This is a genomic window from Dyadobacter sp. 676, assembly GCF_040448675.1.
GTDB lineage: Bacteria > Bacteroidota > Bacteroidia > Cytophagales > Spirosomataceae > Dyadobacter.
Window position 1 is genome coordinate 5,501,324 of sequence record NZ_CP159289.1, and the last position, 22,161, is coordinate 5,523,484.

General features: G+C 47.6%; 13 protein-coding genes and 1 pseudogene. 8 read left to right on the forward strand and 6 right to left on the reverse strand.

Annotated features, from left to right (window positions below; genetic code table 11):
* Positions 1 to 30 precede the first annotated feature (30 nt).
* Complete coding sequence (locus ABV298_RS24440) at positions 31 to 1,353, reverse strand: T9SS type A sorting domain-containing protein (protein WP_353718763.1); 1,323 nt, start codon at positions 1,351 to 1,353, stop codon at positions 31 to 33.
* 59 nt (positions 1,354 to 1,412) lie between these two features.
* Positions 1,413 to 3,254, reverse strand: coding sequence for a tail fiber domain-containing protein (locus tag ABV298_RS24445; protein WP_353718764.1), 1,842 nt, complete (start codon positions 3,252 to 3,254; stop codon positions 1,413 to 1,415).
* 1,026 nt (positions 3,255 to 4,280) lie between these two features.
* Here ABV298_RS24445 and ABV298_RS24450 point away from each other — a divergent pair.
* The 4 genes from ABV298_RS24450 (at position 4,281) to ABV298_RS24465 (ending at position 8,071) form a co-directional block, all read left to right on the forward strand.
* Entirely contained in the window at positions 4,281 to 5,072 is a 792-nt protein-coding gene (locus tag ABV298_RS24450; protein ID WP_353718765.1) for an AraC family transcriptional regulator, read from the forward strand.
* A 633-nt stretch (positions 5,073 to 5,705) separates the two neighbouring features.
* Entirely contained in the window at positions 5,706 to 6,347 is a 642-nt protein-coding gene (locus ABV298_RS24455) for a LuxR C-terminal-related transcriptional regulator (protein ID WP_353718766.1), read from the forward strand.
* Positions 6,348 to 6,551: 204 nt separating this feature from the next.
* Positions 6,552 to 7,187: a response regulator transcription factor gene (locus ABV298_RS24460; protein ID WP_353718767.1), complete on the forward strand. Its 636-nt coding sequence runs from the start codon at positions 6,552 to 6,554 to the stop codon at positions 7,185 to 7,187.
* A 110-nt stretch (positions 7,188 to 7,297) separates the two neighbouring features.
* Positions 7,298 to 8,071 carry an AraC family transcriptional regulator gene (locus tag ABV298_RS24465; RefSeq protein WP_353718768.1) on the forward strand — a complete coding sequence of 258 codons (774 nt, stop codon included), beginning with the start codon at positions 7,298 to 7,300 and terminating at the stop codon, positions 8,069 to 8,071.
* A gap of 63 nt (positions 8,072 to 8,134) precedes the next feature.
* Here ABV298_RS24465 and ABV298_RS24470 read toward each other — a convergent pair whose 3' ends face one another.
* Positions 8,135 to 12,433: a T9SS type A sorting domain-containing protein gene (locus ABV298_RS24470; RefSeq protein WP_353718769.1), complete on the reverse strand. Its 4,299-nt coding sequence runs from the start codon at positions 12,431 to 12,433 to the stop codon at positions 8,135 to 8,137.
* 1,737 nt (positions 12,434 to 14,170) lie between these two features.
* Between ABV298_RS24470 and ABV298_RS24475 the strand changes: the two genes are divergently transcribed.
* Positions 14,171 to 16,363, forward strand: coding sequence for a T9SS type A sorting domain-containing protein (locus ABV298_RS24475; protein WP_353718770.1), 2,193 nt, complete (start codon positions 14,171 to 14,173; stop codon positions 16,361 to 16,363).
* A 361-nt stretch (positions 16,364 to 16,724) separates the two neighbouring features.
* Here ABV298_RS24475 and ABV298_RS24480 read toward each other — a convergent pair whose 3' ends face one another.
* Complete coding sequence (locus ABV298_RS24480) at positions 16,725 to 18,236, reverse strand: serine hydrolase (protein ID WP_353718771.1); 1,512 nt, start codon at positions 18,234 to 18,236, stop codon at positions 16,725 to 16,727.
* A gap of 219 nt (positions 18,237 to 18,455) precedes the next feature.
* Positions 18,456 to 19,400 carry an NADP-dependent oxidoreductase gene (locus tag ABV298_RS24485; protein ID WP_353718772.1) on the reverse strand — a complete coding sequence of 315 codons (945 nt, stop codon included), beginning with the start codon at positions 19,398 to 19,400 and terminating at the stop codon, positions 18,456 to 18,458.
* Between the two features lie 134 nt (positions 19,401 to 19,534).
* Here ABV298_RS24485 and ABV298_RS24490 point away from each other — a divergent pair, with 134 nt between their 5' ends.
* Positions 19,535 to 19,894 (forward strand): helix-turn-helix domain-containing protein, encoded by a 360-nt coding sequence (locus tag ABV298_RS24490; protein WP_353718773.1) that lies wholly within the window; start codon positions 19,535 to 19,537, stop codon positions 19,892 to 19,894.
* A gap of 45 nt (positions 19,895 to 19,939) precedes the next feature.
* Here the strand turns inward: ABV298_RS24490 and ABV298_RS24495 are convergent, their stop codons facing one another.
* On the reverse strand, positions 19,940 to 20,521 hold the full coding sequence (locus tag ABV298_RS24495; protein ID WP_353718774.1) for a TetR/AcrR family transcriptional regulator: 582 nt from the start codon (positions 20,519 to 20,521) through the stop codon (positions 19,940 to 19,942).
* Between the two features lie 167 nt (positions 20,522 to 20,688).
* On the opposite strand from ABV298_RS24495, the pseudogene ABV298_RS24500 reads away from it, so the two are divergent.
* Together ABV298_RS24500 and ABV298_RS24505 are read left to right on the forward strand one after the other, a co-directional pair.
* A pseudogene (locus tag ABV298_RS24500) lies at positions 20,689 to 21,383 on the forward strand (SDR family oxidoreductase).
* A gap of 233 nt (positions 21,384 to 21,616) precedes the next feature.
* Positions 21,617 to 22,153, forward strand: coding sequence for a DinB family protein (locus ABV298_RS24505; protein ID WP_353718775.1), 537 nt, complete (start codon positions 21,617 to 21,619; stop codon positions 22,151 to 22,153).
* Positions 22,154 to 22,161: the final 8 nt, after the last annotated feature.

Here is a 22,161-nt window from a genome sequence, read left to right on the forward strand (position 1 = left end):
TTTTTGCTACGTGCCGTAACGCTACTGTTGCTACCTGTTTACCAAAATTTTTTGCACCGACGTGATCCCACCGTTCCTGGTTATATGAACAGCGTAAATGCCGGTTGGCAAGGATGTGACATCGATAGCGCCACCGCCAAGGCCTTTCGAATGGTACACTTTCAGCCCCTTTGTGTTGAACATGGTGACCTCTTTGACAGTCCGGCTTTCTTTTACATGCAGCTTATCCGTTACCGGGTTAGGATATACGGAGAGCTCAGGCGTCGAGCCATCAACACGCACATTACGGACGCGGCTATATGCAAACGTCCCGTCCAGATCGATCATCTTCAATCGATAGAGGTTTTCTCCTTCGGCGGGTTGAATGTCAACGAAACTATATTCGACCCGAACGGTGCTTTCGCCCCGCGCCGCGACGTCTCCAATTTTATCCCAGGATTTGCCATTCAGGCTCCGCTCGACCTCGAACCTCGCCGCATTCATCTCTTCGGTCGTTGCCCATTTTAATGCAACAGCATTGCCCTCGCGCAATGCGTCAAAACTGGCCAAAGTAACAGGCAAAGGCACGTCCCTATAAGCCAGCGTATAAATAGTGTATGTACTTGGGATAACAGGGCTTTGTGTGGTAATTGATCCGGCTGTAAGGTCACTGGCACCACCCAGGATGGATGTGGCATCTACCACCGACGGTATTGCCAGCCATTGGGTGCCATTCCAGCCGGCAATCGTCAGTTTATCGAGCTGTCCTGTCGTGAGCGTCGTGACATCACTTGCCGCATCCCAGGTCAATGTGATCGGGGTCGCGTTGTCCCCGTCGATATCCCAATACTCGACCGGACTGACAGAGGTCAATGCTTCCTCGAACGAGCTGGTAGGGTAGGGCCCTCCGGCGGGAAGGATGGGGTAGTCACCTCCCGCCAGGTTACTGGTGATGGCGGTACTGGCGTCAGCGTGATAGTAGGCGCCAGTGGTTCCGTCGCCTTGGGCAGCAAAAGGGCCGTAGAACCCGTTGTCGCCCACCGGAAAGACAAAGAGCGTCGTCCCATATTTTCTTACGAAACCATCCACATGCGCGGCATCGGCCCCTCCATTGTGTGAAGCTGACGGCGCAAAGTTCAGGATGCCAGGCGTACCGGTCCGCTCGGTACCAATGATACCGGGTAGGGCGCCGGCGCCACCGTTGGCGAAATCATGATTTCCAAAAAAGGTCATTTGCGCGCCGCCGAAAATGTACGTGTTACCAGTGCTCCCTTGCTGGGCGAAAGTCGAATGGGCCAATAGTGAAGACAATATCACGACATACGCCCGCCTGCCGGTTACTAGCCCTGCAAGGTAAGTAAAACTTAATTTCATATTCCTTGACGTTTAAGTTGGTACGGAAAAGTGCGTTGCACCGGGTGCTCCGGTGGCCATTACTTGCTGACGGCATCTGCGTGAATGGTTTGCTCGCCCACCGATTTTTGAAGGGATTTCATTTGATCAACCAGTGATGCAATTGCCTTCTCCGTGGACTCTGCCTTGGCGGCAATGGCGGCTAACTTTTTGTTTTCGGCCTTTAACGCCTCGATCTGCGCCTGTTGCTCCTGAATGGCTTTGGTAAGTACTACAGTCATTTCCGCATAGTTGACACCCAATGTTTTCATGGAGTCAGAGGCGATAGTAACGAGCTCAGGCATAGCCAATTTTATTTGCTGCGCCACAAATCCTATTTTATGATTATGGCTCAAAGCTTGATCCTTATAGCGGTATCCAATGGTGCGAAGCTTCATTACTTCCTTAAGGCCGTAGGTATTTTCGGTGATATCTTTTTTAATACGGATGTCGGACGGCGTGATGGTTCCGGAGGCAAGGATATTGCCTATTACATGCAATGGTTCCTGGGGTGCATTGGTATTAATACCTACTTTCACATTCGGCGTTGACTGTGTATTGGTTAGTACAATATCGCCGGTCCCATTATGCACCAATCCGAAGTCATTGGAAGTAGCGGCACCCGAGTTGGCCCATAGCCTCAAGAACGTTCCCTGCACACCATTGTAAAACTCATGGTGTAGGGCATTAGCATTAGTCCACAAATTTGCTGCCATGTTTGTAGCTGTATTTTGGTAAAAAATGCCGCTGGCCAAATTTGGGGACGACACAAATAAGCGACTAGTTCCCGGATCAGCAGTCCCTATGCCTACATTGCCGTTTTCCATAATTTTCAGACCGGTACCAATTGTATTTGAGCTCCAAGGGGCGATTACAAGTCCGTTGTTTGGCTCACCCGCTACATCTCCATCTGTCGAAAAAATCATATGCGCATCACCGTCCTTCACTAGATTATTATATGCGCCGGCCGTCGCTGTCGTTTCGAAGAATAAAAACCTGTTGTCGGGTCGGGAGAGCCGGGCAATAGTTGAGCCAAACACGGGTACCTCTGTTTCCTGTACATGCAATCTGGCGGCAGGTGAAACAGTATTGATACCGATGTTACCGTTTTGGTGAATATACATCCGGTTTGCGCCGCTGGCAATGAACTGCAGGTCACTTAAGTTGGTAGTGCCGTCGCCGCGGTATTGGCTGTTGATGGCGGCGGAATTTGCATTGGAACCATTGATGCGTGGAACAAAATTCATTGAACCGATATAAGTACCATTGGCAACGTTTCCGGGAGCAGCTTCTGTACCTGTTGCCGAGAACATCACCACACCAGGGGCCGTTTCTGTACCATAGGAGTGAATCTGAATATCATCAGCTGGTCCAAGTCCACCACCGTTGCTTACAACAGCAAGGCGGCCTAAGCCAGGACTTTGCGAGCCTACAGTTACATTACCCGTCTGGTAAATATTCTGGGTATTGTCAGTGGCAGGGGTGGTGGTTCCCTGTACATTCCATGGTTCCTGGCTTGCTGCGGCTGCTCCCGCCTTTTTGCTTACCCATCCGTTACCATCGAAATAATATTCGCCAGCACCGGCACTTGGATACGAAGCATTTGAACTAGTGATACCTGTGTTTGTATTGTACACGCTCATACCGGCAGCCGGCGTACCGGCAAGTCCCCAGGTTGTCGTATTTGAAAGCGATATACGTGGTATCAGCAGTCCCTTATTGCTGCTTTCAATTTCCAGCGCAGAACCCGGATTGATGGTAGTGGGGTTGTCGCCGATCTTCACTTGCGCGTAGGCAGTTTCTGTTGCAGCCAGACAGGCAGCCGCCATGCCAAGAATTTGCAGGTGCCCCAGAGGGCCCCTGAATTTTAAAAGTGTCATCATAAGCTGTTCGTCTGATTAATAGAGTAAAAAAATTTGATTAATAGAGTTAAAAAAACATGAAACCGGCATCATTGATTTGTAAGGCAGTTATCAATGGCAATACACTCCAGAAAAGCGGTTGTTGCAGGCCATGGAAAGGGTATAGTCTACCGGTTATGCCTAAACGTTGTTGGCATTTAAAGTGATAAAAGCTAGTAATGCTAATGTGCACGGCATTTGGCCCGTGTGGTGCCTTCGTTAACCGGCGGCAGCCCGGGCCGCTGTTAGTCTTCCCTAGCCGGAAAAAAGTTGATGCATGGTGATGCATCTATGTTCTTCCGGAAGGTGCAAACAACAACGGGTAATGGTTAATAATGATGTGGAAACCATCAACGAGGCACACTGATAACAAAACTCTTCTTTCATACAAGTCATCGTTACTTAGAGTCAGGTAATTAAGGCAATGTGCATATCCCAACGACCGATTCCGATCGGCCGCTCATCGGCCGTCCCTACATCATCCCGGGCCGTCCACTCGTGCAACTGAAAGCAGCTGAAAAAAGCAAACCAGGGATGTGCCAGCGTGTGCCGGATTTAAGTGCGCTTGGCACATAGAGACATTAAGGACAAAGCAATCAAACTAACGAGCTGTTATAGGAGATAGGAGGAAACGATTTTTCATAGGCGTTCTCATTAACGATGGTTTTTTAGTGTATGCTAGTAACATCCAAATATAAACGGGCTCAAAACAAAAAGTATTGAATGTATCGGCTAATGTTCGAATTTTTTTGATAAAAATGTTTACATCGCCGTCGCCTCCCCGGTAGAAGTAGCTTGAAGGATAGACCTTTGCTGCTTTTCTTGAACGTTCCGGCTAAGTTTGATCGTGCTGCTAGAATTCGTTCTATAAAAACTTTGATTTTAATACGCGACACGTCAAATTAGCGCACTCAAAATACCTCGGCCTACGATTTGATTTCATTTTAGCTGCTAAAAAGGCACTATGGTATTCTCATGTCCATTGGCTAAAAAATCTGAAACACATTGATGAAAAGCACCACAAACGAACGGATAGGTATAGAAGCATTGTCGAAATCAGGACTAGCATTTGTTGCTGAAACGACAGCTAATCAAAACGCATCAAATAGGTATGGATACACTTTGGCGATTACGATGATGCGGCCATTCAATTGCATTCTTGCTGCGAATGAACAGATAAAGACATTTGGGTTTATAGTAAACCGGAATGTAAATCACATTTTTTTAGACCCAGGAACGGTCGTATTTGTCGCATACTTCGAGCCCAAAAGTTACTGGGGGCAAATAGTCGCTCCGCTCCTGGGCGCAAAGCCCTTTTTTATATTGGATGAAATACTCTCGCAGGCTCAAAGCGATATCGAGCTACTGGCAGGTCCGTTTGAGACAAACTACTGTGTATTAAGTGATTACGTATACAATATCCTTGCTCTCATGCCGAAGCAGCAAATGAATATCCAGGCCTGGTTGACCGGTAACAAGCGTATTTTGCCTGCCCTTCGATTGATCGAAGAGAGTGTGGATAAACCGCTTGAACTCAGCCATATAGCTGCCTTGTTGAATTTGTCCACGGAGCGGGCCCGGCACTTATTTGTGACGGAAGTAGGCTTGCCGTTTTCACAATACATTTTGTGGTGCCGTCTCCGCAAGACAGTAAATGCGTTGACTTCCGAAAAAATGAGGTTTTCAGAGGCTGTGGGCATGTTTGGATTTGCGGACCAGGCTCATTTTACACGCACCTTTAAGAGTATTTTCGGGGTGCCGCCTAAGACGTTTCTCGACAAAAGTAAAGTAATTCTATAATTATGACAGGTCAAAGTGTAAAATAGCCGCTACGTACAATACATTATCATTTATGGGTCATAACTTTGGACAAATTTAATAAGAATAGGATAGCATGCCGCAGAACAAATCTAATTTGCCCTATGTTGCAGCGGGTGAATTTGTAAATGTTCTTTTAATGTGCATTGCCGTGACAATTTTCATTGCTTAGTTTGTTGTTCTCTTATTATTTGCTTTAAGCGAAGTACATTTGATACATTCAATAAGAGCCAGGGGAAAGGGGTTGACCCCTATACAAATAAATCTAACTAGTGTACTTACTGGATGCTATTTCCTAATTATAATTATAGTTATCAGTCGCCGGTGATAACTCAATATTTTATCGTACCACGCATATTTTCTCAAATGTAAGAACTAAATGGATAGGGTTAATTATTAACTGTAATTAAAGTGCCTAACGGAATTTTAATTATAGATCTGAATCTTACCTAAGATCGAATCCAAATGGTTTCTACAATTGGTGTGGTTATTAGCAAATAGTGCTCGGTTCTAAATAGTGACAAAAAACGTATATATACATGCGTTCTAGAAATATTCATCGATAATGGTTTGGTCGGGACGGGCAACATTTACTAAACCCTCATGCGGTAAATAATGAAAATTGCACTAATAGCTACACACGGCTTAATTCAGTTCGGGGTGGCTGCGTTCGCAAGGCAAACAGTAAGTGATGTAACTCTGACGGTTTTTGAAAGCGCCGTGGAATTCGCATTAAAACCTGCGGATGAGAGGTATGACCTTATTTATATAGACGTAAGTACTGACACGCCGGAGTCTATTTCAAACAAGCTTGTATACGTAACTACCTACGCGTCATCTGAAAAGGTAATCGCGTTGGGGATTGATCCAGGCCTGGCAGATATGGTGGGCTACTTATGGACGGGATGCCATGGTTACGTATCTATACATGCGGGCGAAGAAGAGATGAGGGAATGCCTTACAACGGTGATCGAAAATCGCCGGTACATTTCCCCGGAATTACTCGACGCCATATTAAGGAGCGGTCCCCCGGCCAGCCAGGTGTCTGATTTAAGTAAGCTTCTCTCAAAAAGAGAAAATCAAATCGCCCAACTTCTAATGCAAGGTCTAAAAACGTCTCAGATCGCACTTGAAGTGGGAACTAAAATGTCGACTATCAGTACAATTAAAAGAAGCATATTCAAAAAGCTCTCGGTTGACAATACGCTCAGGCTTAAAGAGCTCTTCTATGGTTATCGGCGCAATATAGAAAAATAGGAACTTTTCGCAGATGAGGTTTCTCGGTCGGAAACTGCCTAAAACGCCCTATGATGCGCTTTTTATCCTTGCGTAGAAACCATTAAAAGCGTTTGCCAGATCGTGAAAAAAAGCTTTAATCCGGCCTTCGACTGTGCCGTAAATAAGGAACGAGCTATATCGTTCTCTGCTCAATGCTCTGTAACACTGTAACACCTATGCCATATGAACTTTTTAGTCATCGACAGCCACTTTCCTTTGAGAACAGGACTTTCAAGTCTAATCCTACAAAATTTTCCATCTGCTCAAATCGACGAATCTAAGACGATCTGGTCGGCGATCCCGTTGCTAGAAAGCAAGGAGTACGATTTGATCGTGACCGAAATTAATATTGACGTTAGTGATTGCCGGCACCTGATTCGAGTCGCAAAATCAAGGGCGGCTGCTTGTCGTGTACTGATTTACTCAAAACTTAATGGTGAACTGTTTGCCATACCTCTGATGAAGAACGGTGCAGACGGCTTTCTCTCCAAGAGCTCTGGTAAAGATGACATTGTGACTGCCATCCACACTGTACTACACGGCGGAAAATATCTGGACGTCGATCTTCAACTTAAACTGTCGGCTAATACCGAAAGCTTGACGAAAAATACCAGCCACAACCGTAGCGAAAATCTGTCCGGTAGGGAGGCGTCGGTTATGCGCCTGCTGCTGGATGGAAAATCGACGAAGCAAATCGCTTACATTCTGGGCATCAAATCCAACACGGTAAGCAGCGTCAAGCAGCGCATTTACAAGAAAACATCCGCGAGCAATCCTTTGGAACTTTATTGCCGTGCACAGTTTTTGATATCCCATTGAAGTGGTGTCTGTAGGAGTGCCATCCGGAAACAATAGAAAGTCACCCGAAACCGGCCGGTATGATTGTTTTGGGTACAGGCGTTTACCCGATAAATACTAACATACAGGATATGGAAGAGCCTTTACCGAGCGTGGTATCCCTGTGGAATACAAGCTTGTCTTATATAACCAGGAATGCCGATATCAAAGACCATCGTCATTATTGCTTTAAAGTCGCCGTCAGCTTAAATCACACCGTCAACTGCTGGATCAGCCAATCACCTTATATTGGAATCCGGGGTTTCATTGTCAACCAGAAAAAGTTGCATTCATGCGCATCACCCGAAGGCCCGGTGCTGAATAATCTGGTTGAGCCGGAAAGCGCCTGGGGAAGAAAACTTAAGGAACTGCTGGGTGGCCAGGATTTCATGACGTTCGAACAAGCCTTTGACGTCGGCAATTTAAAGTCTGTCCTGCCAGCCAACTATACCTCATTGTCCAACGATGCATTGAAATGGCATATTCAACGTCTGATGAGTCTGGTCACAGGGAACGATCAGGATCATCTAGTGCAAATTGACGTGCGGGTACAGCGCGTTCTGCAACTATTGGATGAAAACCTGTATGTGACGATCCCGCGTAAGCAAATTCAGGAACTGACCTTTCTTTCATTCGAACGCTGCCGGCATTTGTTCGCCCAGGAGATGGGAATTCCCATGTCAAGGTATATTTTGTGGCAAAAGCTAAGACGAAGTCTAAAAGACTTGGTAGCTGGCAACGGATCCCTTACGGATGTCAGCAAAAAATACGGTTTTGCAGATCCGTCACATTTCAACCGAAGATTTAAGCAGGTTTTTGGAGTGAATCCATCCACTTTTTTACTCGAATGCCGTTTGATTATTTAAAAAAGGGCTGCGTATCCGGATTGATTGCAGCCCTTTTACCCGTTGCGGTTAATCTATTAATGGTTACCGCGCGATTACAATTTTCTGGGTGCTTATTGTACCGTCGTATAAGGTAATCCGCAGGACATAAACGCCGGCCAAAACTTTTGATACGTCAACACCTTCGTGCCCTGGTGTGCGGCGGCTCAAAACGATGAGGCCTGAACTGTTATAAAGTGCCAAATGCTTTATTTCACCGTACTCCTTAAATGTTAAGCGCTCACTCGTCGGGTTTGGATAGGCATCAATCGCGCTGCCGGCAAAATCAACGTTTTGAATCCGGCTATATGTAAACGTCCCATCTTTATCCACCATTTTTAGCCGGTAGTAATTGATGCCTCGGGCGGGTGCAATGTCTGTAAATTGATAACTGACCTTTACCTTACTTTCACCGCGCGAGAGTTGTTGTGCAATGGTTGTCCAATTAGCTGCATCTGTGCTACGTTCGATTTCGAATCGTTCACTATTCACTTCCTCGGTAGTGGCCCATTTCAGGATAGCAGTTTGTTTTTCTTTTTCGATTTCGAAGGAAACTAAAGTTACCGGCATCGGACCGCAATCGGCTTCAACGGTTATCGCGGCACTAGCGGGACTGCTGCAACCCGAATTTTGATAGAAGGCAAAATATGTTCCGGCAACAACCTGAGTTGGGTCAGCTACCAACGTAGCAGACGATGGTATGCTTGATGTATAGAATCGCAAAGTACTTCCCTGCGGCATCGTACTTATCACCAGGTTAGTTAGGTCGGCCGTCGTCGCTGGGCACAATGGACGGGTTACGGCCCTATCCAAAACAGGCGCTGATGGGGTTTCTACGACCGCAAGCAGCCCAGATGCGGAAGTTAAAGTACACAGGTCACTTTCACTGTCAACGATCACCCGGTATTCGTATCCATTCCACGCGGCGCTAGTAGGCGTCAATGTCAAGACAGAAGTTGCTGCGCCGGAATAACTGCCATTTGAATCGGTGAAGCCGCCTGGCGAAAGGTTCGTCCACGAATTCCCCCCATCAGTACTTAACTGCCATTGGAATGTAAGTGTGCCTGCTCCCGTCGCAGTCACCGAAAACGAGACATTCGAACCAATGCAAGCGGTCTGGTTTTCCGGCTCCGGCTGGGTTAGTTCTATATCACAGAGTAAGGCTGTTACGCAATTTGCTCCATCGTTACTGCCTGAAGGGACCGATGTTGAAATGAGCGATGCATCGCTGGTGGTCGGGTCGATTTTATAAAAAGCACCACTGGCATTATGGAATCCATACAAGCTTCCGTTCGCATCTGCGAACATCCCTCCGAATGTGCTGGGTGTCAGCCCACGAACCTGTGAGCCGATAGTTACAGTGCCCGTGTACGGATCCAGGGTGGCTAACCTCCCGTCTAAAGAGGTAATTCCATAACATAAATTTGTCGATGACAGGAACGAGATATCAGCTACGTCCATGGGCTGGCTCACAGGAATGCCAAAATCCGGACCTGTTTGTACGGCGAAACCGTTACGCGGATCAACCAGTTGCAAGAACGTCGGTCTGTTTTGATCGATGTCTACTACATAGTATGCGGGAGCGGAGGATAAATAGATGAGCATATAACCATTGGGAATTTCTACACCGACATTGTAATTTGAACTGGGTAAATTGAGAACAGGATATTCGATAGCTCCCCCCTGTGCATCGATACGGACTATCGAGTTCGACACATTTTTGGTCGCCCATAGCATATTATCTCTTGAATTGTATACTAAGGAATTTACCACCAAAGGCAGTGGAGCGACGAGCGATCTTTCGCCCGAATCAACGTTGAAGGTGTATAACGACGAACTTACTTCCCCCGCGGCCTGTGATACCTGGTAGATAATTCCGTCTGCACAATCGAATGGAAAGCTTTCAAGAATCGCATCCGGACAGTTGGCACCATCATTAGAATTCGAAGGGATGCTGTTGGAAATGAACTCGGAATTGCCCGTAATTGGATTAATGCGATGAAAAGTGCCCGGATTGTTCGCGAACGCGTAAATTCTGCCTGACGGGTCAGCAAACATCGCGCCGAAATTAGTTCCTAAGGGAAGGCCAGTAACGGCTGAACCCGCAGTAACGCTGCCGGAGTTGTAATCAAGGCTAATTAAACGGGCTGTCACACCTTCGATCCCATAAACCAAGCCTGTGGTTGGCAGGTACACTAAATCCGTTATAGCCATCGGCTGGCTGATCGTGTGGCCGGCTGTGACAATAGTTCCGGTCGCAGGGTTGACTAGTTGCAGATAGGTGTCGCGAGACGAATTAATATCAATGATATAGTAGGTGGTGGAATTACTGGTATAGACCAACATGTAGCCACCGGGAATCTCGGCGCCAACATTGTAGTTAGTAACCGGCAGTCCGGGGATTACATATTCTGTCACACTTCCGGTGGCACTGATACGTACGATTGTATTCGTTTCGTTCTTAGTGGCCCAAAGCATGTTGTCGGTTTGGCTGTAGATCAGCGAGTTTACGGTGATCGGCAGCGGAGCGACGAGCGTGCGTGTCCCAGTGCCAACATTGAAGGCGTACAATGACGAAACTGATTCGCCAGCAGCGGCCGACACTTGATAAGCGATTCCGTTCTCACATGTAAACGGCGTTTGACAGGCCCCGATAGCAATCGGCTGGCTGACAGGGCCGTGGCAGCCAGGGTTCTCATACCGTGCATAATAAGTACCTGGTTGAGCGTTAGCGGGGTCGGCGACTAATGTTTCAGCAGAAGGTGTAGAGGACGTATAAAAACGAAGCACACTTCCGGCGGGCGTATCTGAGTTAACCAGTGTTGTTAAGTTGACCGTATTGGCCGGACATATAGGCGCATCGGCATTCGAGATCAGTACCGGTGCGTCCGGAATTGCTAAAACTGTCAATGTCGCTGCCGATGAAGGCGTCTGGCACAAGTTGCTTCCGACCAGGCACCGGAATTGAAAATTATTCCATCCAGTATTTGAAGGCGTCAAAGTTAACGAATCCGTATTGCCTCCTGCATAAGAGCCGTTAACATCGGAGGCTGTATTTTGCAGGCTTGTCCATGATGAGCCGCCATCGGCGCTAACCTGCCATGTATAGGTAAATGGGCCATTACCGTTCGGAGTTACGGTTAAAACGACGGCGGTCCCCGGGCATGATGAAGCCTGTGATGGCACAATAGAAATATCCTGGTCACATTCTACCACCGCGGTCGGACAACTGGCGCCATCATTGTTTCCTGATGGCACGCTCCCTGCTAAAAACGTTGCACTGTTGGCGACAGGATCAATTTTATAAAACGCCCCGGTTGTATTATTAAACGCATACAATTTTCCCGCTTGATCACTGAACAGGGCGCCATATGCCCCTGCTGGCAGGCCCATTACGGACGCAGGAAATGTGGCGACGGTGCCCGAAAACGGATCAAGCGTCGTAATCGCGCCATTAGCGGTCAAGCCATAGCACAATTGGGTTGATGGCAAAAACGTGAGATCCAAGGCAGCGAAGGGGGTGCTGACGTCGGTGCCATAACTGGGGCCGGACTTCAAGGTAAAGCCATTTGTGGGATCCACCAGTTCGAGATAAGTTGGTCGGGACGGATCCACGTCAATTACATAGTAGGTCGCTGCGCTACCTGAATAAACCACCATATAACCATTAGGTAGCTCGGCGCCTAAATTATAGTTTGTCGTCGGCAGATTTGCTATTGGAAATTCCACCGAACCGCCGAAAGCCCCGAACCGGACGATTGAGCTGGTATTGTTAATCGTCCCCCAAAGCATGTTGTCGCTGGAAGTGCTATAAATCAGACTATTGACTAGGAAAGGAGTTGTCGCAATCAACGTGCGGACGCCTGAGCTGACATTATAGCTGTAAAGTGATGATGTGGCGTCACCAGCGCCTTGAGCAACCTGATACGCGATGCCGTCGTGGCAGCCTAAAGGTGTTTGTCGTGTTAACACGAAGTTCTGGGCGGTAACGTCATCAACCGCCGTCTGAATATTAATTTCTCCCAGTCTGCTACCGGTCTGGTCTGCCGTGTTAGTGCCGCCGATAACCTCTGCGTAACAATGGTAAGTTCCGGGAAGCCTGTTTCCGTAGATGCTCGCGGCGGTATTGGTCAGAACTAGTTTATGAGCAGTCAAATTGCTTGTGACGCCGGATAGCAAGTAACTGCCGCTGGCCCCAACAATAGTCGACGCGACCACCTGACCTGAATTATCGACCAGGTTTACAAATAACGGGCCTCCGAAATTCGTTCCGGCTTCTCCGGAATCTAATACCTGGTTACTGTTTGCATCAAACCAAACTGTGCCTGAAATATCCAGTGCCATACTTGACGCACACCAGAACAAGCAACAGAGCATCCAAAAGGTAGGAAGTAGAGTTCTTTTTCTCATTTATTCGAACGGTTAGTTGATTGCGATCATAAAGGGGATTTTTTGCTAACATGAGGTTTGAAACTTAGGGCGGTCACCACATCCGGTGCATAAAACGCCTGACATTGGCAATCGACTACCGCGAGAATACATCACGTTTTGCCCTAGCACTAATTGTATTAGAATTGAATTAATTCGGTCTTATCAAATGTAAGAACTCGCCCTAAGAAAGTCTTGAATATATCGGCTAATCGTAATTGTATATGAGACGCGTGCGATTTAATGTGTGAATGCAGTAAGTAAGTACACGTTTGGTGTCAAATGTCGAAATTCTGCCAATTAATGTGCCCGGTTGTTACATATTTCAAATGCGTCCGGGGTTGTAAAACCTTATTCACATCTTCTGCTTTGATTGGCTATGTTATTGATTCGCATCAATGCGGATTGGATTCGTGGAATTCACCATTCAGTGAGCTGCCTTCAGTCCTACATCAATGAGCATACATATTGATTCAACAGGTACTTTATGAATGAAGGTACTTTCCAGAGTCTTCTGTCACAAATGGTAAACAAACCTCCGCATACCTATAAATGATTATTGGGTAGTAGCCAAATCCAATAAATTCAATTAATCACAAATAATAATGCATATTTTAACTAGTGGGAGCCTAGAATACGAGGATATTTTGCACTGGTTTTCCAATCAAGCTTGCTCAAAATTTTCCATGACGGAAAAGCACTGCAAGTTGTGCCAACATCAATCACCTACACTTTTTTCGTTAATTATCAGCCGGTTATTCCCTATGAACCTCGGCAATTCAATTTACAAATTTTCTAATATGTTGGTTGGGGGAACGAGCTCAGGGGTAATCGCCTCATTTGATTACCCTATCGCATTCTCGCTGCAATATATTGATGATAAGCTTGGTCAGCACCGGGCGCCTCTCAATATTAGGAATATGGTGAACCTCTGGAAAACGGTGGCCACCTTCTTGATCAACCGTTGGCTATTAAGTGAGGCTGTATATCGTTAAGGTTTTAAGATTAACCTCATTTTAATTGAGCGTTCTTTTAAAAAAATGGCTACCCTATCCTTGAATTTACTTAGATAGTGATACAGACGATGAGAGGGAATCAATTTAGCCGATATGTTCTATTTTTGATCAAGCACGTGCTTTAACTTTGTCTTATCGAAATTATTCGAACGAATGGCTTGAAGTAGTACTGTTGTCCAAATATCAGAACGAATTTGTTATGACGCACATATGCGCTTCATTTGGCTTAACGGGTAAACCGTAATGATGGCTACTGATCACCGCGTAGCGTCCACATTTTATACGAAACTGGGATGCTGTTGTTTTGAAATCAGGCAGTAGGCTCACAAGCACTCGGCTGTAATTTGCTGGTATGTTCTTCAAGGTACTGCTCGAAAAGGTCTTTTTTGATCGCTTTTTTGAGGCTTCGATTTAGTTGAATGTAAATATCATTAACCTCTTCATCAATATGCGACCTATTTGTTCTCCACCTTAAAATCTGTTCGTCTGTTTTGTGTTTCGAAAAATGTAGTTCTGACTATCTGCGTATAGATCGGAATGATACTGCATTTGTCAATAGCCGCCCTTTGGGCTGATGGTTTGATATTGCTTTTTTACGTAACTAATTGCTTTCTGTTTCACATTTAACACATCTACTATGAAAAATTATTACTTGACAGCCAGGTATTGGTTGCTGGCCGCTGTTCTTCTATTTAACGTTTTGTTATTTTCTTTCAGCACAGCTTGGGCTCAGTGTGAGCTGATTCAGAATGGTAGTTTCACTGGTACCGCTGGTTGGACCGGCGTCGATCCTGGGAATATAACGCTAACAGGATGGCATAACGCAGACGGTATTAATGTGCGGTCGATTCACGATGGCGGAGTCGCTGACTTTTCGCAGAACCTTACTAATGTTCCTACATCGGGCGCTGTATTGACGTTTAGATTTTATTTCGACAATGGAGGCGACGGAGTTACGCGTTACGCTCAATCGAATTTAACGATTAGCTATGCAGGAACAACCTATTTCTCAGCGGTAACTGATCCGCAAGGGGCTTCCGGTCCGGCAACTTTTTCGGGGGCCAATGGCGCAATGGTCAGTCCGTTATCCACGCCAGAGGACGTTTGGACTACCGTTACCATTAATTTGCCATCTGGCATCCCTGAATCCGGTGACTTGGTGATGTCTATGTCTAATAGCAATGGAGTGGTAAGCGATGATATATCGCTGGATGATTTTAGCATAACCAGAACCACTACGGCCGGAAGTATCACCGGTGACCAGACAATTTGTAATGGCGGCACTCCCGCTGCGCTCACAAATGTAACGGAGGGAACAGGTGCCCAGATAACTTATCGCTGGCAGCAGTCAGTCAGTCCATTTACAACATGGACAGATATTGCCGGGGCGACAGACGCAAGCTATACCCCAACGTCTGGTTTAACAGAGACGACGCAATACCGCAGGATCACAGTCGCCAATAATGGTGGAGCTGTCTGTGACGAGTCGGCCCCCACTGCTGTTGTTACGGTTACCGTTCAATCAACCCCAACGTCTGGCGATATTGTCGGTGATCAGACGGTATGTACCGGCGCCGCACCCGCGGAGATCACGAGTGGTACATCGGGTACCGGAAGTGGCACGATTAGCTACCAATGGGAAAGCTCGGTGGCACCGTTTACCGACTGGACCCCCATAGCCGGCGCAACCGGAGCGAATTATACCCCGCCAGCAGGATTGACAGCTACGACGCGTTACCGACGTTTAAGTGTGTCGACACTCAATAGCGTACAGTGTACCTCTTCCCCGACGGCGTTTGTCACTGTTACGGTAAATCCGCTGCCTACAATTTCCGGACAATCGACGGCTTGTGTGGATGGAAGCCTTACCTTGACCGGATCAGGCACACCTGCTGCGAGCACCCCTTGGACGTCTTCAGACAGCGGGATCGCCACCGTTTCAGATCTTGGCGTAGTCACCGGTATGGCTCCCGGCAGCGCAACGATTACTTACACCGATCAAAATGGCTGTAGTGCTACATTTGCCGTGACCATTGAAGCTAAGCCTGTGGCAGTTCAGTTGAACGCAACCCAAACGACGCCAACATGCCCGGACACAACTTTTAATTTGGAATCATTGGTAACTGGCACGGCCCCCGCTGGATCAGTTCTGCAGTTCTATACAGATAGCGTGCCTACGCCAGCGACGCTGGTGGCGGATCCAACGGCAGCGCCGGCAGGCAAATACTATGCGTTCTATGTGAATGCAACGTGCACCAGCCCGGCAAGTCCAGAGATAACCGTCAATCCGTGTGCGATGCCGGTAACTTTAATCACCTTCGCATTGCAGCGCGAGGGCAACGTTAGCAAGCTGGAATGGGCCACAACCGAGGAAACGGGTAGTGATCGTTTTGAAATCGAAAGAAGCGCCGATGGCAAGAACTGGTCGAAGATAGGGCAAATACCATCCCACAAGGAAAGCCGCGAACTGCGTAGGTACAGTTTTGTGGATGATCGCCCGCTTGCGGGAAGTAACTACTACCGCCTGCGGATGGTCGATCTGGACGAAACCTTTGCTTACAGCAGCGTTCTTCACGGCGAGTTTGAAAAAACGGCTGTTGGCGGAATCTATCCTAACCCAGTCCGCGACAGGCTGTTCATTAAAGATGTCGAACCGCAAACGATTAAAGAGGTTTCTATCTGGTCTGCTGCCGGTACTCAAGTCCTAAAATTCAAGCGTCAGGCAGTGGACGGGATTGACGTCAGCAAGCTCGGTAGTGGCATATACATGGTCCGGATCGAGCAAACTAACGGCACATTAAGCACACAAAAAGTAATAATAAGCCGATAACGTGAACCGGATCGCGGTTAGTCAGTCTCCGGAAAGCTCCCGGAGACTGATCCGAACCGAAAGGCGTCAGTGGTGACCAGTTAAGCCGACAATGTCGATTTAAAACGTATAACTATTAGCGTAGGTAGATTTAGGCAAGTCAGGAATGCGGTTGTACGGATTGGCTTGGTGATATTTCAAAAAGGCACATCAGGTAGTCCCAATGATTTGACACCACTGACCTGTGTGGAGACAGCGCAAAAAAATAGCCGGAATATGAATTCGTCTTTGCAGATGCGCCCTGCTTTTTGGAGGCACCTAATTAACATTGCCGACGCTCCCGCCCAAACGTTTGAGGCAACCAAGCTCGGCAAGCACGGCTTTACTCGTTATTCGCTATCAACTCTGCCAACGCTCGTTCAGCACCTTTGTTTTTCGGATTTAGCTCCAATGATTTACGATACATGAGAATGGCTTCTTCTCGGTGCCCGACTGCTTTTAACGCCTCTGCATAACTGTCGTAAACGTTCCAACTGGCAGGAGACAAAACCGTATTTAGCCGCAAGACCTCCAAACCCGCCGGTTGATACCCATCATAGAACATTTGCAGCCCCAACCGGTTCATCTCTTGCTCGCTCAGATAGTAATGAGCTGTATCCGTTTTACAGGAGCTGAGTTTTTCCAATGCCGAGGCGGCATTGGTTTTGATCAGGGTTCGTGCGTAGAGGTTCGCCAAAGATTGTTTATCCGCCACAGGGGACCCTCCATTCAACACTTGAAACAAACTAACCCCTATGGCGTGGGTGCCCCGGTGCGTTACATTATTGAGCAGGATCACGGTTTGGTCTTTCGTGACGTTACGCAAAAACAACGTAACAGCTCCGGGCATTCCACCGCTGTGGAAAACCACTTTACCATAAGTCGTATCTTTTAATATCATCCAGCCCAGCCCGTAATACGCGGACGTGTTTCCCCATCCGGTGGTAGCGAACTTCTGACTAGCGAGCCGGGCTGGCTTGAAGGCTTCTTGTAAGGTCGAGGGCTTGAGAAGTTTAGATCCATATAGTGCCCGATCAAATAAGAGTAGATCACCGGTCGTACTAATCACATTTCCTTGCCCAATCAATCCGCCCAGATTATGCAGCTCGATGCGGTTTCGTGGCAGTGAATCGACTCGCTGTCTGAGCCAGGGAGCATAGTTAGGAGTATCGTAGCCTTTCACCCGATGCATGTCCGCGACGTTCAGAAGCGGGGTGCTGATGTAGGTATGATTCATACCGGCCGGCTGAAAAATGTGCCTGGCCAGGTAGGATGGAAAGGGAAGCCCACTGACCTTTTCAACAATCAAAGCTAGTAAACCGTAGCCGCTGTTGGAATAGCTCCACTTTTCCCCGGGATTAAAAAGAATCGCTTGGTCGGACTGATTGATGGCTGGCACTAAATCGGCGATTGTGAATATTTTACCGGTATCGGCCGTGTATGGTTTTTCCAACATCTGATAGTCAGCTAATCCTGAAGTATGAGAGAGCAAATGCCGGATGGTTATCTGCGAATAGCGGAAAGCGGGGAGGTGTTTTTTTACGGGATCATCCAGCTTGAGTTTCCCCTTCTGTTTCAATTGGAGGATAGCCACGGAGGTAAATATTTTAGAGACGGAGGCTAATGAAAAGGTTGATTGTTCATCGAGCGGCACCCGATTTGCAACATCCGCCATCCCGAGTGATTTCTGGTAGATGAGGGCTCCCTTTTGAGCGATTAGAATATTACCTGCCAGTTCTCCATTGTCAAATTTCCCTTCTATCAGACTGTCAATCTGTTGAAGACGGGGCTGGGCATAGAGCAGATTGGCAAAACTAAAATAAATATGGGTCAAAAAGACAATCAGTGTTTTCATTGGATGGCTAAATAATACGAAGTATTAAGTATTATTTACTTCAATACTTGTACCATGGCTGAAAATCGGGCTTGGCCGGCAATAGCAGCTTGGAATTCGTCCGGATTCGGACAAGTGGAGCTCGTTTTTGAACGATTGACCCTTTGGGCGCCAGCAAATCGTCCCCGGCCTTGTTTGACTCACACATGGTTACTTTCATAGCCTGAATGCATTGGACGCTTACTCAAAAGAGACTACAATTTTTCCTTGGGTGTGCCCCTTTTCGATTTCCCGATGCGCATCGGCCATTGCTTCAAGCGGATAGGTCGCTGCCACATGCGGCACGAGTTTTGCTTCGGATAACAGTTTCGCAATGAGCTTCATGTCCTGTCCATTTGATAATACCATATTATAGAATGCTTTCACATTCAGGCGGTCAGCCTCCGCTTTTTCTTCTTTGCTAACATGCGACCAAAGGCTGATCAATGAACCACCCGGCTTGACGACCTGCATGGTTCTATGGATATGCCCATCCTGTTTGACCGCCTCTACGACAAGATCGACATCAGCAATACGGTGCTCGAATCGGCCTTGCTGGTAGTCGACAAATTCATCGGCACCCAATGAGGTTACAAAGTCCTTTTTTGACTTCGATGCAAGGGCAATTACATGCGCGCCAAAATATTTGGCGAACTGGACGGCAAAATGTCCAACACCTCCGCCAGCGGCAGTGACCAGGACCCGGTCACCCGCTTGGATGCCAATCTTCTGAATCGGTTGCAGGGCGGTCAGCGCAGCCAGAGTGGAAGCGGCAGCCTGCTGATGGCCGATGTCGGCGGGTTTGTGTGCCAGCTCTGACGCGGGGGCAGCTACATATTCGGCATAAGTCCGTCCAATGTACGGGTGCCGCAAAGCGCCGAAGACCTGGTCGCCCATTTTGAAATCAGTAACCCGGGCACCGACCCCAACGACCTCGCCAGAGATGTCCCATCCGGGAATCAATGGCTGGTCGCTGCCGAACACCCAGCTTACTTCCTTGTTGCTACGGACGATGGTGTCGGCCGGATTGATGCTGATTGCCTTAGTCCGCACCAGAACCTCGTCGTCTTTGATCTGCGGAATAGGCACCAGTGCCATAGCGAAGTTCTCAACTCCTCCGTGACCATTAATTGTCATTGCTTTCATAAGTCAATTTGTGATGCAACCCGGCTGCGATTGCTTACGGCTTCCTTTTGTTGGCCATCCGGGATCTGCTAGCAAAATTATAGCAACTTCTGCTTAACTTTGCCGCAGGTATCACCGTTGATACCTTTCCGGTTATGTGCCCAAAGGAAAACGCAGCCCAAATTCAGTCCCAGATCAGGGCGTTGCAGGATACGATCTACGTGATCGGCGGTAAATGGAAACTGCCGATCATCCATTCCATTTGTAAAGGGAACAAACGGTTTACCGATATTCAACACAGTATACCTGGCATCACCAAACGGATGTTGTCCAGAAGTTTGAAAGAATTGGAAGACAATAAATTGATCGTCAGGAATGTCGATCCCGATTTTACGGCGACTATCGAATACGAGTTCACCCAATACGCTCTTGAATATGGGAAGCTGATATTAGATATGATCCGGTGGGGAGAAAACCATCATAAGGTGATCACTGGTAAAGGCACAAAGCGCTGATCGCTGTTAGAACGTAAGCTAATATATGATCCAAAAGCCTATTTATTAATGCAGGAATAGCAGTGTGCTTTCAACCATTCGTTCACAAGCGGCCTGGCTCATTCCGGCTTTGGCCGAGACAACGATCCCATTAATACAGTTCTGTAAATAGTCCGCCATAGTCTCAGCATCAAGGCTGTCAAAAAACTGCCCCGTTTTTTTGCCATCGGCCACAAAGTGCAATAACGCCCTCCTGGTAGCATCCATACTTTTCTTGACGATTTCAACTGCTGCCGGCTCGTCGGGACCAAACTCTATAATCGAGTTGATTAAAAAACAGCCCTCAGGTATACCCCCCGGATACGTGCCCTCGATCGATAATTTAAAAATCAGTCTGATGCCCGCCAACGGCTCCCGGGTGTTCGCAATAATTTCTTGCAAAGAAACGACTGTCTTCTGGTGATACCTGAGAAGTGCTTTGAGCAGCAATGAATGCTTGTCCCCAAAAGTGTTGTACAGGCTCGACCTGCTGATGCCTAACGTGTTCACCAGATCATCCGGTGTAGTACCGCGGTATCCGCGAACCTTGAATAGCTCGATTGCCTTATCTAAAATTTCATGCTCCTCGAAGTTCCGGTTTCTAGCCATTTACATTGTGAATTAGCGCTAAATTGATACGGTCCTGATAAAATACGAAAATATTGGAACTATAATTCCAGTATTTTTATATTGGAATTATAGTTCCAATATAAACGACTTTTATAATGAAAACACTAACAGGAAAAGTGGCATTTGTAACCGGCGGAACGCGTGGGATGGGCGAAGCGATTGTCAGAAGACTTGCCTCGGAGGGCGCAAGTGTCGCATTCACATATGTCAGCTCAGAGCAGAAGGCCAAGAAGTTGACTGACGAAATCAGCGAAATCGGGGGCAGTGCTCTGGGGATCAAAGCAGACGCAGCGCAGCGTGGAGCGTTGACCAAGGCCATAAACCGGACCGTCGAGAACTTCGGAAAAATCGATATCCTAGTCAATAATGCCGCCATCGCAGTCGCGGGACCACTGGACCAAGCTACCGAAAAGTCGGGGGACTATGACCGTCAGCTAGACGTGAACATCCGAGCAGTTTCCGAAGCAGTGCGTGCCGCAGTGAAACATATTCCGGACGGTGGCAGGATTATCAATATCGGCTCAGTAGGCGGAAGAAGGATCGGAGGCCCCTTCATGTCAGATTATGCCGCGACTAAAGCCGCCATCGGCGGCTACACGCGCGGACTGCCCTGGGACCTGGCTCCCGCAATATCACAGTGAATACGGTCGAACCCGGAGCGATCGATACGGACATGATGCCCGCCGACCCAGTAGTCCGTGAGGCATTCACTAATGCAATTCCACTTAAAAGGCTAGGGAAACCACAGGAAATTGCCGCTATGGTGAACTTCCTGTCCGGGCCGGAAGCAGGCTACATTACTGGAAGCAGTTTTGCGGTGGACGGCGGGATTAATGCTTAACAAGCCGGATATTTGAACAAAACCACCAGTGAAAGTAAACGCTCCAGCCAACTCCGCCCAAACAAGGTGTTGCTTCGATGGCTGTCCCAATTAGTCATATTTTTCTCGCAGAATGATATTAAAGATTCGGAATTCCTTTTTGCATTGTCGAATCAATTAAATTTTTTCAAATTCTCGTTAAAATTGTCATTTCAATAGCCAATCGCAAGCATTTAGGGGAATCGATTCAGTTAATGAAAAGACAGTTTCACATTACATTCGGGCACACGAAAGACCATTCGGTAGATTACCTTATCGGTATATTACAGGATACGCGCCTGACGACAATTCAAACAATTCGAAAGCTGACAACAGCTCAGATCGACTGGCAATTTGCGCCCGGCTGGAATACGATCGGCGCGCTGCTGTCGCATATAGAGGCGATCGAGCACTTTTTCCGTATCGAATTTGTCCTCGGAAGAAAGCTCACAGCGGAGGAAAACGACTTTTGGACGCCCGCCCTTGACATGGGCGAGCACATTCCCAAGCTCATGACCGGTAAAGCGATCGAGGATTACATCGGGAACCTGACCACCTCCCGCCAGATGCTGATCGACAGTATCCGGGATTTGAGCTTCGAAGAGCTGACGCAGAAAATCGACGGCTATTATGATGAGCAGACGGGCTGTAATCTGGCGTGGGCGCTTTACCACATGGCCGAAGATGAGATCTACCACCGCGGACAGATCAGCATGCTGCGTAAGCTCCACGCGGCGCAGCAGATAACGTAGCGTTTGCG